This window comes from Pseudooceanicola antarcticus, from assembly GCF_900215355.1.
In the GTDB taxonomy this organism is placed as follows: domain Bacteria; phylum Pseudomonadota; class Alphaproteobacteria; order Rhodobacterales; family Rhodobacteraceae; genus Pseudooceanicola; species Pseudooceanicola antarcticus.
On the sequence record NZ_OBEA01000007.1, the window covers coordinates 103,714 to 118,707 of the forward strand.

Here is a 14,994-nt window from a genome sequence, read left to right on the forward strand (position 1 = left end):
AAATTGCAGTCAGGCAAATTCTCATGATAAATTCAAGAGGCAAGAACGACAGGAGCAGCCATGACCTTTTCGATACTCGTCCGTGACGCGGAAACAGGCAGGATCGGTGGCGCGGCGGCGACGGGCTCGCTTTGCGTCGGTGGCTGGGTGCTGCGCGGGCGGATCGAAGCGGGGATGTCGGCCAGCCAGGGCACAGCGCCCTCGACCCTCTGGGGCGAGGCGGTGCTGGACGCCATGCAGGAGGGCCGCTCGGCCGCTCAGGCGGTGCAGGACGTGACCAACCCAGATGTAGGCAAGGCGCATAGACAGCTTTCTGCATTGGACCTGACGGGGGGCACCGGCGATTTCACCGGCGAGGCCTCCGTGCCCGCCTGCGCGGCGCGGCATGCGCCTGGAATCGTGATTGCGGGCAACATGCTGGCCTCGGAGGCGGTGCTCGATGCTGTGCTCGCGGCCTACCAGGCGAGCGAAGGGTCGATGGACCAGAGGCTGCTTGCCGCGCTGAAGGCCGGAGAGGCCGCAGGTTCGGATAGCAGGGGGCTTCTATCCGCCGCCCTGCTCTGCCTCGGGCCCGACATGGCGCCGCTGAGCCTGCGGATCGACGCATCCGATTCGCCCTTGGCGGACCTCGAGGCGCTGCATCGGCGTGCCACCACCGGGCTCTATGCGGAATGGGCCGATCTGGTGCCTACGAAAGAGGCACCCTTCCGGGCCCCGACGGAGGCCGACTTCCGGCGTCTGGACCGAGAGCCACAAGCGGACGGGCCTGCGCCCGACTGACCCGCAGGCAGGGGGCGCTGCCCCCTCTTGAGCCCTTGCGGGCCCAATTCACCCCCGGAGTATTTTCAGCCTGGTGATGATGATGAGCCGCTGACAGAAAGGCGGCCTCCTTCTCCATGATGAGCGTGCCACGCGCGCAGTGGGAAAGTAGCGTGCCTTTCCGGGCATTGTCCCGCTTCATCACAAGGCCGAAAATACTCCCGCCGGAGGCATGGCCCGCAGGGGTGAAAAGGCAGGCCGGCGAGGCGCTGTTACTCAGTGGTTGAGAAAGCGCTTCAGCATCAGAGCTTCCTGCCCCTCCATCAGCGCTTCCGCCGTGGCCATGTGATCCCCCATGACCAGCCGCGCGCGATCCGGGTCGCCGTCGCGCAGGGCGGCCAGAAGCTCCAGCTGATAGGCGCGGCCCTTGGCCCAGAGCTCGGGGTTGGCGGGCTCGTAGAGGCGGCGATAGACCGTCAGGTCGCTGAGGATCTGCGCCATGAAGCCGATGATGAAGCCCAGAAGCTCATTGCGGGAGAACTCGGCCAGGAGCTGGTGGAAGCGCAGCGAGGCAACATGCTGTTCGCGCTCTTCCTCGATATCCGCCGAGGGGTGGTCGTAGCTTTGCACCACGGCCTCGAGTTGGCTCAGCTGATCGGCGTCGAGATTGCCGGCCAGCGAGGCCGCGAGCTCGGGCTCAAGCAGGCGGCGCATCTGGTAGATGTCCTTCAAGGTCAGGTCGCGGAAATAGAAGTAGTTGCCCAGCAGGGCGCGGGCGCGTTCGCGGCTGACTTCATGAACGAAAGAGCCGCCACCGGGTCCGGTGCGGGTCTTCACCAGCCCCTGGGCTTCGAGGATGCGCATCGCCTCGCGGATGGTCCCCTTGGACATGCCGAAACGCGCCATCATCTCGGCCTCGCCGGGCAACCGGTCGCCCATGCGCAGCCCCTCTTCGACCACGTAGTCCTTGATCGCATCGGCAACCAGCACCGGGCGCGAGCGCCGGGGCGCCGGTTCGGCGCGCTCAGGTTTCCGGGTCTCGTCCTTCAGAGGGGGCCTCGCTTTTCCGCCCTGGCGGAATTCTCATGATGATTAGGCAGGCTGCATGAAAAAGGGCCGGGACGCAATGCCCGGCCCCTCTCAGGTTCCAGCCAGAAGATCAGTCCAGAGCGGCGTCGGTGATCTCGTGGGTCCAGGCGCCCTCGGGCTCCTTGGTGATGGCGGGGTTGTCCGGGCTGACGGCAGAGAGCAGCGTGGCCACGGTCTGCTCGTAGTCAGCCGGGTCCAGCGCACCGTTGGAGCCGGCGGTCAGCTTGGCCACTTCGCCCATCATGTAGATCTGGTGCTCAAGCGTCTGAGCGCCGGTCTCGTCGAATTCCAGGACGATCTCGGCGGCTTCCTCGGGGTTGGCTTCCGCGTACTTCCAGCCTTCCATCGAGGCGGCGACGAAACGGACCATCTTGTCCTTGAAGGCCTCGTCGGCCAGGTCTTCCTCGAGCACGTAGAGACCGTCCTCGAGCATGCCGAAGCCTTCCTCGAGGTAGTTGAAGGTCACCAGTTCGTCTTCGGTGATGCCCGCATCGAGGATCTGCTTGTACTCGTTGTAGGTCATGGTCGAGATGCAGTCGGCCTGGCCCTGGATGATTGGATCGGCCGAGAAGGCCTGCTTGATCACCGTCACGCCGTTCTCGTCCGCGCCGTCGGTCTCGATGCCGAGGGCGGCCATCCAGGCGTAGAAGGGATACTCGTTGCCGTAGAACCAGACGCCCATGGTGTGGCCGGGGAAGTCCTCGGGGGACTCGATGCCGGCTGCCTTGAGGCAGTTGACCTGCAGACCGCCGGTCTTGAAGGGCTGGGCGATGTTGACGAGGCTGACGCCACGCTCACGCGCGGCCAGGCCCGCGGCCATCCAGGTGGTGATGACATCGGCACCGCCGGCGGCGATCACCTGCTCGGGCGCGATGTCGGGGCCACCGGCCTTGATGGTCACGTCGAGGTCGGCCGCGTCGTAGAAGCCCTTGGCCTCGGCGACGTAATAGCCTGCGAACTGGGCCTGGGTGACCCACTTCAGCTGCAGCGTCACCTCGTCGGCGGCCAGAGCGCCCGAGGCGGTCGCACCCAGGGCGACGGCCCCTGCGATCAGATGTTTCATTTTGTAACTCCCTGTTTGGTCTTCATATTATGACGCGCCTTGTCAGCGCTGAGAGGGGTGCCAATAGGTCACCCAGCGTTCCACCAGGGCGATGCCCCCGTAGAACAGCGATCCCGCCAGAGCGGCGACGACGATCTCGGCCCAGACCATGTCCAGCGCCAGTTGCCCCACCGATGTTGAGATACGAAAGCCCATGCCCGCAATCGGAGACCCGAAGAATTCCGCAACGATCGCGCCGATAAGCGCAAGGGTCGATGAAATCTTCAGCCCGTTGAAGACGAAGGGCATGGCGGCAGGCAGGCGCAGCTTCCACAGCCCCTGCCAGTAGCTCGCGGCCCAGGTCTTGATCTGGTCCCGCTGCATTTGCGTGGTCTCCTGCAGCCCGGCGGTGATGTTCACCAGCATCGGGAAGAAGACCATGATGGTCACCACGGCGGCCTTCGACTGCCAGTCGAAGCCGTACCACATGACGAGGATCGGCGCAGTGCCGACGATGGGCAGCGCGGCGACGAAAGAGCCCACGGGCAGGATGCCCCGGCGCAGGAAATCGCTGCGGTCGACGAGGATGGCGACGAAGAAGGCCGCCAGGCCGCCGATGGCAAAGCCCGAGAGCGCGCCCTTGACGAAGGTCTGCACAAAGTCCGTCCAGAGCGTCGGGATCGAGGTCGCAAAGCGCGCGCCGATCATCGAGGGCGCCGGCAGGATGACCATGGGCAGGGCGAGGCCGCGCACGATGAGCTCCCACATGGCGACCAGGGTCAGCCCGAAGATCACCGGCACCGCGAGGCGCACCGCGCGGGTGTCGGCACCGCGGCCATTGGCCAGTTGCACATTCAGGAACCAGGCCCCGGCCCAGAGCAGAAAGGCTGCGATTACAAGGGGCATGAGGGCCCTCCTTCAAGTGCCACCCGGTCGTGCATTGCGCCGGCGGATCGTGCCGGGGTGAGGCCCGGTGCCCGGTTGAACGAAGCTCTCTTCTCCATCATGCCAGCCCCATGCGTTTCAGCACACCGCGCTCGACCGCACCGATGGTGGCGACGAGGCAGGCGGCAAGGATTGCCGTGGCGAAGAGCGCCGACCAGATCTGCACCGTCTGCCCGTAGTAGCTGCCGGAAAGCAGGCGGAAGCCCAGACCCTGGCCGGTGCCCGAGGGCAGCTCGCCCACGATCGTTCCGACGAGGCTGGAGGCCACGCCGATCTTCAGCGAGGCGAAGAGATAGGGGGCCGAAGCGGGCAGCCGCAGCTTCCAGAAGCTCTGCGCCTTGGTCGCGCTCCAGGTCTTCACCAGGTCGAGGTCCATCGGAGAGGGGCTGCGCAGCCCCTTCACCATGCCCACGACCACGGGGAAGAACGACAGGTAGGCCGAGATCACGGCCTTGGGGATAAGCCCCTGCAGCCCAACGGAATTCAGCACCACGATGATCATCGGCGCAATGGCCAGGATCGGAATGGTCTGGCTGGCGATGGCCCAGGGCATCACCGACATGTCCATGGCGCGGCTATGCACGATCCCCACGGCCAGCACGATGCCCATCCCGGCGCCGATGACGAAGCCCAGAAGCGTCGCCGAGAGCGTGACCCAGCCATGGAAGACAAGGCTGCGCTTCGAGGTGGGCTTGACCTCCATGGTGGATTTCCACAGCTCGGTCACCACCTGGTGCGGTGCCGGCAGACGCGGCTTGGCCTGCACCCAGGTGTCACTCCATTGCGCCGGGTTCTTCACCGAAAGCACCAGCGCCGACATGTCGCGGCGGGCCATCATCCCCTCGGGCGAGACGATCTCTCCCTGCCGCTCGGCGGTCATCAGGGCGAACTTGATGTTCATCGGCACGCAGGCGGCATACCAGAAGGCCATGATGGTAGCGACAACAGTGATGACTGGAATCAACACCTGTTTCATCGTTTCCACTCCATGCGCATTTCCATCACCAGTTCTGGCGGAACCGGCATCCGGCGTCCCGTCTCGACGAAACCTTCGCGGGCGTAGAAGCGCTGCGCGGCGTCATTGGGCACATGGGTATCAAGGCTGAGACTGTCCCGCCCCTCCTTGGCCTTGTCGAGAAAGGCCTTGCCCCAGCCCTGCCCGCGTTCGCGGCAGTAGAGCGCGCCGATATGGCCCGCTTCCGGATCGACCGACATATAGGCCTGCGCAGGCTGGCCGATCACCCAGATCTCGCGGTCGGAAAAGGCCGAGCGGATATGCCCTTCCAGTTCTTCGCGCGAGTGGATGCGGGGCATCCAGCCGGTTTCGTCGATCCAGTCGCTGGCAACGGCGGCACAGGCGGGGATGTCCGCCTCGGTGGCGCGGCGAAGGTCAGTCATAGGCATGGCCCGCCCGCAGCCCTTCCCGGACTCTATGCGCGATTTCAAGGAATTCAGGGCTGTCCCGGATGTCCAGCGGGCGCTCCTTGGGCAGCGGGCTTTCGATCACGTCGGTGATCCGTCCCGGCCGCGGAGACATCACGACGATCTTGGTCGAGAGGTACACCGCCTCGGGGATCGAATGGGTGACGAAGCCGATGGTCTTCTCGGTCCGCGCCCAGAGCTTCAGCAGCTCTTCGTTCAGGTGGTCGCGCACGATTTCATCAAGCGCGCCAAAGGGTTCGTCCATCAGCAGGATATCGGCATCGAAAGCCAGCGCGCGGGCGATCGAGGCCCGCTGCTGCATGCCGCCCGAGAGCTGCCAGGGGAACTTCTTGCCGAAGCCGGCAAGATCCACCAGCTCCAGCACCTTTTCCACCTTCTCGGCCTGCTCGGCCTTGGAAAAGCCCATGATTTCAAGCGGCAGCTTGATGTTGCCCGCGATGGTGCGCCAGGGATAGAGCCCCGCCGCCTGGAAGACATAGCCATAGGCGCGGGCCTTGCGGGCCTCCTCCGGGCTCATGCCGTTCACCGACAGGCTACCGCCAGTGGGCTCTTCCAGCGCCGCGATGCAGCGCAGGAAGGTGGTCTTGCCGCAGCCCGAGGGGCCGATGAAGCTGACGAAATCCCCCTTGGAGATCTGCAGGTTCACGTCGCGCAGTGCTTGCACCGGCCCGTCATTGGTCTGGAAGGTCAGATCGAGGTGTTTGGCCTCGATCACAGGGAGTTGCGTCACGTAGCTAACCTCAGATACCGGCCGGAATGTTCAGCGGATCGCGCTCGACCGAGCGCGGAGAGTTCAACTCTTTCCACTTAGAGAGGGCCGCATGGGCCGAGGGGAAGGCAGGACGCGGCACGAAACGGCCCCGGCCCGGCTGCGGCTGGGAGTTCTGCCCCCAGGCCCAGATGACCTCGCCGCGCGACAGGGTGTAACGCGCCTGGGCCTTCACCTCGTAGCCCTCGAAGACGTTGTAATCGAGGATCGAGTGATGGTTCGCCGCCGATATCGTCTTCGAGATCTTCGGATCCCAGACCACGATATCTGCATCCGCCCCCGGCACCAGCGCGCCTTTCTTGGGGTAGATGTTCAGGATCTTCGCAATGTTGGAGGAGGTCACCGCGACGAATTCCTCGGGCGTCAGGCGCCCGGTCTCGACACCGGCGGTCCAGAGCACCGCGAGACGCTCTTCCAGGCCGTTGGTCCCGTTGGGAATCTTGGTGAAGTCCTCGAGACCCATCTTCTTCTGCTCGGAGCTGAAGGCGGCGTGGTCGGTTGCCACCACCTGCAGGGAGCCCGACTGCAGACCGGCCCAGAGACCGTCCTGATGTTCCTTGCCGCGGAACGGCGGCGACATCACGCGACGCGCGGAATGCAGCCAGTCCTTCGAGAGATACTCGTCATCATCCAGCGTCAGGAATTGCGCCAGCGGTTCGCCATAGACGCGCATGCCCTTCTGGCGGGCCCGGCGGATGGCCTCATGCGCCTGCTCGCAGGAGACATGCACGATATAAAGCGGCACGCCGGCGGCATCGGCGATGGTGATGGCGCGGTTGGCGGCTTCGCCCTCGAACTCGGGCGGACGCGAGCGTGCGTGCCATTCCGGCCCCGTCTTGCCCTCGGAAAGGAACTTTTTCTGCATCAGGTCGACGAGGTCGCCGTTCTCGGCATGGACCATGGGCAGCGCGCCCAGCTCCTTGCAGCGGTTGAACGAGGCGAACATCTCGTCGTCCTCGACCATCAGCGCGCCCTTGTAGGCCATGAAATGCTTGAAGGAATTGACGCCAGCATCGACGGCATCCTTCATTTCCTCGAAGATCAGCTCGTTCCAGCCGGTGATCGCCATGTGATAGCCGATGTCCGAGCAGATCTGCGGCGCCGACTTGCGGTGCCATTCCTGGATCGCGTTCTTGATCGAGCCATCCGCACCGGGCAGGCAGAAGTCGATCAGCATCGTGGTGCCGCCGCAGGCGGCCGCCCAGGTGCCGGTCTCGAAGGTCTCGGCGGCGGTGGTTCCCATGAAGGGCATTTCCAGGTGGGTATGCGGGTCGATACCGCCGGGGATCACGTAAGCCCCTTCGGCGTCAATATATTCATCGCCCTTCAGGTCCTCGCCGATCTCCTTGATGGTCTCGCCCTCAATGGCGATATCGGCCTTCCACTGACGGTCTGCGGTCACCACGGTGCCGCCCTTGATCACCTTGATCATGTTAGTCTCCCTGTTCCATTGCCCCGTTTCCCTTTCGGAAATCTGTCGGGGGGTCCGCACCTTCAGGCGCGGGGGGCGGGGGCAGAGCCCCCTTTTGTCATTCCACGATCTCAGCGGTTTCCAGCACCGCATGCAAGAGAACATCCGCCCCGGCGGTCGCCCATTCCTTGCTGATCTCTTCTGCCTCGTTGTGGCTGAGGCCATCCACGCAGGGGCACATCACCATGGCCGTCGGCGCCACCTGGTTGATCCAGCAGGCATCATGCCCGGCGCCCGAGATGATGTCGCGGTGGCTGTAGCCCAGACGCTCCGAGGCGTCGCGCAGGCGGCCCACCAGGGTCTCGTCGAACTTCACCGGATCGAAGCCGCCGACCTTCTCGAATTCGACCGACAGGCCCATCTCGTCGCAGATCTCTTGCGCCCCCGCCTTCAGGCGGGCCTCCATGTCCTCAATCACCGACAGTTCGGGGCTGCGGAAGTCGACAGTGAAGACCACCTTGCCGGGGATCACGTTGCGCGAGTTGGGGTAGACGTCGATATGACCCGCCGCGCCGACCGCGTGCGGGGCGTGCGACCAGGCGATCTCGTCCACCAGCTGCAGCACCTTGGCCATGCCCAGACCCGCGTTCTTGCGCATCGGCATCGGGGTCGAGCCGGTGTGGCTGTCCTTGCCGGTGATGGTCACCTGCGTCCAGCTCAGGCCCTGGCCATGGGTCACGATGCCCACGTCCTTGCCCTCGGCTTCCAGGATCGGGCCCTGCTCGATGTGCAGCTCGAACATGGCGTGCATCTTGCGTGCGCCCACGGGTTCATCACCTTCCCAGCCGATGCGCTTCAGCTCGTCGCCGAACTTCTTGCCTTCGGCATCGACGCGGTCCTTGGCCCATTCTTCCGTATGCACCCCGGCAAAGACGCCGGAAGAGAGCATGGCGGGGGCGTAGCGGGTGCCCTCTTCATTGGTCCAGTTGGTGACCACGATCGGGTGCTTGGTCTTCACGTCCAGGTCATTCAGCGTCCGCACGACCTCGAGCGCGCCGAGCACACCCAGCACACCGTCATACTTGCCGCCCGTCGGCTGCGTATCCAGGTGGCTGCCCATGTAGACCGGCAGCGCCTCGGGATCGGTGCCGGGCCGCATGGCGAACATGTTGCCCATGGAGTCGAGACCCATCGAGCAGCCGGCGGCCTCACACCAGCTCTGGAACAGGGCGCGGCCTTCCGCATCGGCGTCGGTCAGGGTCTGGCGGTTGTTGCCACCGGCCACGCCGGGCCCGATCTGCGCCATCTCCATGAGGCTGTCCCACAGCCTCTCCCCGTTGATTTTAAGGTTTTCTCCGGGTGCGGCCATGATCTTGCCTCCAAAGCTTGCTGCATTCCTTTTGACCTTTTGGTCAAAGCGGAGGCTAGCAGAGCCCTGTGACCAGTCAAGAAAACGCCATCCGCCAAAGGATCGAACAGAGCCGCCGCTGGCCGCTCTGCCTATTCGATCAGCGCTGGACATCTCTGTCCGCCCGGTCAAAAATCGACGCCCGGACAAGAAGTCCATGACAAGGGATAAAGGGGCGCCCCGCGCCCTGGGAGCAGAATCACCTGATGACGAAGCCGGTCACCCGCACAAGAATTCAGCGCAAGAACATCGCCCTGATCTCGGAGGCCGCCCTTTCGGTCTTTTCGACCTATGGTTTTCGCGGCTCGACCGTCGACCAGATCGCCCGGGAAGCGAACCTGTCGAAACCGAACCTGCTCTATTACTTCCCGTCCAAGGAGGCGATCCACGGTCACCTGCTGTCAACCCTCATGGAAACCTGGCTGGCGCCGTTGCAGGACATGAAGGATGACGGCGAACCGCTGGAAGAGATCCTGACCTACATGCGGCGCAAACTGCAAATGAGCCGCGATCACCCCCGTGAAAGCCGCCTTTTCGCCAACGAGATTGTCCAGGGCGCGCCGCGCATCATCGAGATGCTGGAGACCGAGCTGAAGGACCTGGTGGACGAGAAGGCAAAGGTCATCGAAGGCTGGATGGACGACGGCAGGCTGGCCAAGTCCGACCCCTACCACCTGATCTTCTCGATCTGGTCGCTGACCCAGCACTACGCCGATTTCGACGTGCAGGTCCGCGCTGTCCTGGGACCGGAAAACGATGACCCCTTCCCCGCCGCGGAACGCTACCTGACCACGCTCTTCACCCGGCTTCTGGCGCCCTAACCTTCCGGGGTGACCCCGATTTCTTCCATGTAGGCGCGCACGCAGCTTTGCACGTGGCGGAACCTGTCGCCGCCCAGATGGGTGCCGCCGAACCAGCGGGTGACGACGATCACGTGCCCCTCGAGGCCCGCGCGCTCGAGCATCCGCAGGATGACCATGCCGGCGCCGGCTTCCCCGTCGTCGGCTTTCACCGGCTCTCCCGGCAGCAGCAATGCCCAGGTGTTGTGCGTGGCCTTGGCGAATTTCTTCTTCCGCTTCAGCGCCTTTACCAGCGCCTCGGCCTCGGCCCGGCTGCCTGCGGGCCCGCCCGCCACGGCATACTTAGAGCCCCGGTCACTGAGCACGCCATCAAGTATCAGTAGATCGCTCATGGCCCCCAGAGACCCGAGCCCGCGCAGAAGGACAACCCCCCGCCTTTACGCGGAGGGAAAAATCCCACCCGCCCCGCTCGACCATCATCTCGATGAAATGAAGGCGCCGCCCTCGCAGGCGGCGCCTTCGCAGGCCCTTCACGGGTGGGGATCAGGGCCCGCTTTTGTGCCGTGCGCCCTATGGCAACTGGAACATTGGGATGTGTGATCCAGTTGGCAGTGAGCGTCACGGTCTCGACGATGTGCGCGTCAGACGCGCCCATGGTCTGTTCCTCATGTGAATGGCAGCCCTCCCTCTGATCTTGCTTGAGCAAGGAGGGCCAGAGCGGCAGCACCTGCCGCCAGGACGGCACGCGACCGCGGCTGCATGCCCCGACGTGTCTGTGCGCTGTCCAATCCGGCCTCCCCTTGAAACCTTGTTGAAACCAGCTTGGCACAGGTCGTTTTTTTATCAAACGGTAAATTTTGATCAAATAGTAAAAAATTCGATGGCACGCCCTCTCAGCGCGGATTTCGTCCATATTTTGGGCATCAAATGCGGATTTCTTGCGCAACGCTCCGGCAGCCCCTGGGGGCCGGGCACGAAAAAAGGGCCCGAAGGCCCTTTTCACCCGCAGCAGCGGGAGATCATGACGCAGACGGACCGAGTGAGGCCCGCCCGCTTCATGCCATATGGATCACTTGACGATCAGGAACTGGTCCAGGGATTCGCCACGTGCCAGAGCTTCCTTGATCCAGGCCGGCTGACGGCCACGGCCGCTCCAGGTCTGGGTCGCGTCGGCGGTATTGCGGTACTTCGGGGGATTCACCTTGGCTTTGCGGCCACCCTGGCCGGTCAGATCGGAGAGGCTGAAACCCATTTCGGCAGCCTTCGCTTCCAGCTCGGCCAGCGCCGCTTTGCGCTGACGATCTTCAAAGGTCTTGATTGCCGTCGCAACCTGCGCCTGCAGCTTCTTCAGATCACTAAGGGACATTTCGTCCAGATCAAAGTCCAACATAATCACACGTCCTTTACTCTAGGGAAAGACTACTGCGTTCCCACATTCGGCTCATATACCAGCATCTTTGGAATGAGCAACAGCAATGGAAGAAATACTCATTACGAATTCATTTATTTCCCACCTTGGGAAGAACGGCAAGTGTCTGAGCATTCAGTAGCGACATGAACAGGCAAAAAAACGCCGAGCAGGTTAACCTGCCCGGCGTTTTCCTCATCAATACGTGTAAATGATTAGACGCCCATTAGCGCCAGATCACCTATTTGTTATTCGACCCCAAACGTTCCACCACATTTTCGATCATCCGCATACCCGCATCCTGGCCGAGGGACATGATGGATTCAGGGTGGAACTGAACCGCTGCAATGGGCAGGTCCCGGTGCTCGATCCCCATGACGATCCCGTCCGAAGAGCGCGCCGTGACACGGATTTCCGGCGGCAGGGTCTCCTCTGCTGCATACAGGGAGTGGTAGCGTCCGATGGTCACCTCCTCGCCCAGCCCGTCGAATACAATCCCCGGATCGGTGATCTTAATCCTGGAGGGCTTGCCATGCATTGGATCGTCCAACTGACGCAATTCAGCGCCAGAAAATTCACAAATGGATTGCAAGCCGAGACAGACGCCGAATAGCGCCATTCCGCGATCCAGAGATTTCCGGATCGTGTCCGCGGTCGAGAAATCCGACGGGCTGCCGGGGCCGGGAGAAAGCACAACAAGGTCCGGGGCGAATTCGTCCAGAAGTTCCTCGGCGACCGGAGTCCGGGTGGTCATGACTTTCGCCCCGGTCTGGCGGAAATAATTCGCCAGGGTATGGACGAAGGAATCCTCGTGATCGACCAGAAGAATGCGCCGCCCGAGGCCGCGTTTCAGCCGGAAGTCATCGGAAGAGATGTCATTTTCTCCGTGATCGCCGCGAATGGCCGCGCGCATTGCGCTGGCCTTCAATTCGGTCTCGGCCTCTTCCGCATCCGGGTCGCTGTCATTCAGCAATGTGGCCCCGGCGCGCACTTCCGCGACACCGTTCTTGATCCGGATGGTGCGCAGGGTAAGGCCGGTGTTCATGTCGCCGTTGAACTGCACGGCACCAACGGCCCCGCCATACCATTTGCGCGTCGACTTCTCGTGCTTCTCGATGAAACGCATGGCCCAGAGCTTGGGCGCGCCGGTCACCGTCACCGCCCAGGCGTGGGACAGGAAGGCGTCCATGCTGTCCATGCCCTCGCGCAGCCGACCCTCGATATGGTCGACCGTGTGGATCAGCCGTGAATACATCTCGATCTGGCGGCGCCCGATGACGCGAACGGAGCCCGGCTCGCAGACGCGGCTCTTGTCGTTGCGGTCCACGTCCGAGCACATGGTCAGCTCGCTCTCGTCCTTCTTGGACTGCAGCAGCGCCAGGATCTGCTCGCTGTCCTCGATCGCATCGCGGCCGCGCTTGATGGTGCCCGAGATCGGGCAGGTCTCGACCCGGCGCCCCGTCACGCGCACGAACATCTCGGGGCTGGCGCCCACCAGGTATTCCTGCTCGCCCAGGTTCATGATGAAACCGAAGGGGGCGGGGTTAATCTTCTTCAACCGCTCGTAAATGGCCGAGGGGCTGTCCTTGCAGGGCTCGTAGAAGACCTGGCCGGGCACCACCTCGAAGAGGTCGCCACGGCGGAAGCTTTCCTTCGCATCGACCACCAGCTTGGCATATTCGCCGGGCACATGGTCGCCGCGCGGCAGATCCTCGGGGCCCTTGACGAAGGGCTCGGCGGGCGTGCCGCCGGCCAGCCCCTCGGTGCTGAGATCGCCGGCAGAAAACTCGTAGCGGTAACGCATCGTGGCGGTGGAATAGTGGTCGCTGACGATGATGTCATCGGCGAGGAAGAGCACGAGATCGCGTTGCTCTTCGGGACGTTCCAGCGTGAATTCAATGGGTTCAAACTGGAATGCCAGGTCGTACCCGAAGGCACCGTAGAGACCCAGGTGGCCGTCCTCATCGGTGAAGAACAGATCCACCAGCGCCCGCAGGACCGAGAAGACCGAAGGCGCACGGGAGCGCTCTTCTTCGCTGACCACACGGTCGGGGGCGCGGATCACCATGGCGATCTCGTCTTCGGCGATACGGGTGTCCGACAGGGCCTCCAGCCCGTCGAGCGCCGGCGCGATGATCTGCAGCAGGACCTTGCCGCGCCCGTTCAGCGCCTTGATCCGCATGTCGCGGCCCCGTGCCTCGACCAGGATGGGCGGCTCGGAAAAGCCGAAGTCCCAACGGGTATAGCGGCCCGGATATTCATAATTCGACGACAGAAGTACGCCATGGTGGGAATCGAGCCGCCGGGCCAGGGCCTCGGTATCCGTGGGATAGGTGCCGCGCATCTCGCGCCGGGTGACGTTTACGCCCCCCTTGGTTCGGAAGGTAAGGTCAGTCATTTCAATGTCTCTTGGCAGGGGCGGCAGGCTGGGGGGCTTGCTTGTGCCATCCGGGGCGGGCCGCCTGGATCGGGGAAAGGGTCAACGGGGCGATGGTTTCACCATCGCCAGGAAAGCGGCTGCCACTGCCATCGCTTCCCGAGCATTGCCCTGTCCTCTCCCATGGGCCCCGAGGGGCCGGATTGCAGCTATCGCCCTGCCCGGCGCCGGAAACGGCGCGGCAATTGACGCGACAGCCCCCTGTAAATCCGCGCTCGCCGGGCAAGTGTCAAGAGACTTGCCGCTGTGGCCGGGCTGCGGCCTTGCCCCTGCCGCCACAGCGTGCAACCTGATTGGCGGTTTCGCAAACAGGATACTGCCATGACTGCCCCGCTTCCGCCGCTCCCCGAAGGTCCCCTCTCTGTCTGCGTCGTGGGCGCCGGCGCAATCGGCGGCACGATTGCCGCCCACCTGGCGGGCGCAGGTCCCGAGGCCGGGCTGGGAGAGGTCTCTGTCGTGGCGCGAGGCGCACATTTGCAGGCAATCCAGGCCCAGGGGCTGCGTTTGCAAACACCCGAGGGTTTGCAAAGCTACCGGGTCACCGCCACGGATGACCCCGGCAGCCTGCCGCCGCAGGACCTGGTGATCACCGCGCTCAAGGGCCACCAGGTGCCGCCCATGGCTGAGGCCCTGTCGCGGCTTCTGGCCCCGCACGGGCGCATTCTGCCCGTGGTGAACGGGGTGCCCTGGTGGTACCCGATCTCGGATGGTCAGGGCGGTGTCAAGGGCGCCGAGGAGGTCGATCCGGGCGGTGTGCTCTGGGACAAGGTCGGCGCGGCGCGCGCCATCGGCTGCATCGCAGTGATGGGGGCCTCGGTGCCCGAACCGGGGCTGATCGACCTGGGCCTGCCCGGCTACCTCGACATCGGGCGCCTGCCCGGAGAGGACCGTGCGGATGTCGCCCGCGTGGCGGCGCTTCTCTCGGCGGCGGGACTGAAGATCCGACAGACCGAGCCCTTCCAGAACGCCCTCTTTTCAAAGCTTTACGCCAACTGCGGCTTCAACTCCGTCTGCGCATTGGCGCGGGCTCCGATGAACCGGATGCTGGCCGACCCGGTGCTGGCGGAGCTGACCGCCGGGATCATGGCAGAGGTCGGAGAGATCGCCGCCGCCGAGCACGCCAGGCTGCTGGAGGACCCCGCGCAGCGCATCGAGCGCGCCAGGGGCGGGGCAGCCTTCAAGCCCTCGACGCTGCAGGATCTGGAAAAGGGCCGCCCGATGGAGATCGAGCCGATCTTCGGCGCCACGCTCTCGGTCGCGCGCAGCCATGCGATCGAGGCACCGAAGCTGTCCTTGGTCACCGCCATGCTGCGCTCCATCGATCGCGAGATGGGCGAGACCTAGGCGAGCAGTGCCGTCGGGGCGCCTCCGGCGGGAGTATTTTCAGCCTGGTGATGAGATTGGGTGATTTGCAAACTGGCCGCTGGCGCTTGCAAAATTGACCCGAAGCTGCGCGCGGCTTTGCAGGCGCGCGCAGCGGGGT

The 14,994-nt window shown here is 64.1% G+C and carries 14 protein-coding genes; 3 read left to right on the forward strand and 11 right to left on the reverse strand.

Annotation, left to right across the window (positions count from 1 at the left end):
• Positions 1–60: 60 nt before the first annotated feature.
• Positions 61–780, forward strand: coding sequence for a DUF1028 domain-containing protein (locus CRO50_RS16785; RefSeq protein WP_097147091.1), 720 nt, complete (start codon positions 61–63; stop codon positions 778–780).
• Positions 781–1,035: 255 nt separating this feature from the next.
• Here the strand turns inward: CRO50_RS16785 and CRO50_RS16790 are convergent, their stop codons facing one another.
• From CRO50_RS16790 to CRO50_RS16825, 8 genes are all read right to left on the reverse strand, one after another.
• Positions 1,036–1,749 carry a FadR/GntR family transcriptional regulator gene (locus CRO50_RS16790; RefSeq protein WP_097147092.1) on the reverse strand — a complete coding sequence of 238 codons (714 nt, stop codon included), beginning with the start codon at positions 1,747–1,749 and terminating at the stop codon, positions 1,036–1,038.
• A gap of 169 nt (positions 1,750–1,918) precedes the next feature.
• Entirely contained in the window at positions 1,919–2,911 is a 993-nt protein-coding gene (locus tag CRO50_RS16795; RefSeq protein WP_097147093.1) for an ABC transporter substrate-binding protein, read from the reverse strand.
• Positions 2,912–2,953: 42 nt separating this feature from the next.
• Positions 2,954–3,796 carry an ABC transporter permease gene (locus CRO50_RS16800; protein WP_097147094.1) on the reverse strand — a complete coding sequence of 281 codons (843 nt, stop codon included), beginning with the start codon at positions 3,794–3,796 and terminating at the stop codon, positions 2,954–2,956.
• A gap of 97 nt (positions 3,797–3,893) precedes the next feature.
• Positions 3,894–4,811: an ABC transporter permease gene (locus CRO50_RS16805; protein ID WP_097147095.1), complete on the reverse strand. Its 918-nt coding sequence runs from the start codon at positions 4,809–4,811 to the stop codon at positions 3,894–3,896.
• Positions 4,808–5,233, reverse strand: a complete 426-nt coding sequence (locus CRO50_RS16810) for a GNAT family N-acetyltransferase (protein ID WP_097147096.1) — start codon at positions 5,231–5,233, stop codon at positions 4,808–4,810. Before CRO50_RS16810 ends, CRO50_RS16805 begins: the two co-directional genes overlap by 4 nt.
• Positions 5,226–6,008, reverse strand: a complete 783-nt coding sequence (locus CRO50_RS16815) for an ABC transporter ATP-binding protein (protein WP_416061083.1) — start codon at positions 6,006–6,008, stop codon at positions 5,226–5,228. Before CRO50_RS16815 ends, CRO50_RS16810 begins: the two co-directional genes overlap by 8 nt.
• A gap of 10 nt (positions 6,009–6,018) precedes the next feature.
• On the reverse strand, positions 6,019–7,479 hold the full coding sequence (gene hydA, locus CRO50_RS16820) for a dihydropyrimidinase (RefSeq protein ID WP_097147098.1): 1,461 nt from the start codon (positions 7,477–7,479) through the stop codon (positions 6,019–6,021).
• A gap of 97 nt (positions 7,480–7,576) precedes the next feature.
• Positions 7,577–8,827 (reverse strand): Zn-dependent hydrolase, encoded by a 1,251-nt coding sequence (locus CRO50_RS16825; protein WP_097147099.1) that lies wholly within the window; start codon positions 8,825–8,827, stop codon positions 7,577–7,579.
• Between the two features lie 245 nt (positions 8,828–9,072).
• Here CRO50_RS16825 and CRO50_RS16830 point away from each other — a divergent pair, with 245 nt between their 5' ends.
• On the forward strand, positions 9,073–9,687 hold the full coding sequence (locus tag CRO50_RS16830; protein WP_097147100.1) for a TetR family transcriptional regulator C-terminal domain-containing protein: 615 nt from the start codon (positions 9,073–9,075) through the stop codon (positions 9,685–9,687).
• Here CRO50_RS16830 and CRO50_RS16835 read toward each other — a convergent pair.
• From CRO50_RS16835 to CRO50_RS16845, 3 genes are all read right to left on the reverse strand, one after another.
• Positions 9,684–10,058 (reverse strand): YigZ family protein, encoded by a 375-nt coding sequence (locus CRO50_RS16835; RefSeq protein ID WP_097147101.1) that lies wholly within the window; start codon positions 10,056–10,058, stop codon positions 9,684–9,686. The two genes, CRO50_RS16830 and CRO50_RS16835, sit on opposite strands and share 4 nt — an antisense overlap.
• Positions 10,059–10,735: 677 nt before the next feature.
• Positions 10,736–11,056, reverse strand: coding sequence for an H-NS histone family protein (locus tag CRO50_RS16840; protein ID WP_179747309.1), 321 nt, complete (start codon positions 11,054–11,056; stop codon positions 10,736–10,738).
• Between the two features lie 259 nt (positions 11,057–11,315).
• Entirely contained in the window at positions 11,316–13,472 is a 2,157-nt protein-coding gene (locus CRO50_RS16845) for an anthranilate synthase (protein ID WP_097147103.1), read from the reverse strand.
• 360 nt (positions 13,473–13,832) lie between these two features.
• Here CRO50_RS16845 and CRO50_RS16850 point away from each other — a divergent pair, with 360 nt between their 5' ends.
• Complete coding sequence (locus tag CRO50_RS16850; protein WP_097147104.1) at positions 13,833–14,855, forward strand: ketopantoate reductase family protein; 1,023 nt, start codon at positions 13,833–13,835, stop codon at positions 14,853–14,855.
• Positions 14,856–14,994: the final 139 nt, after the last annotated feature.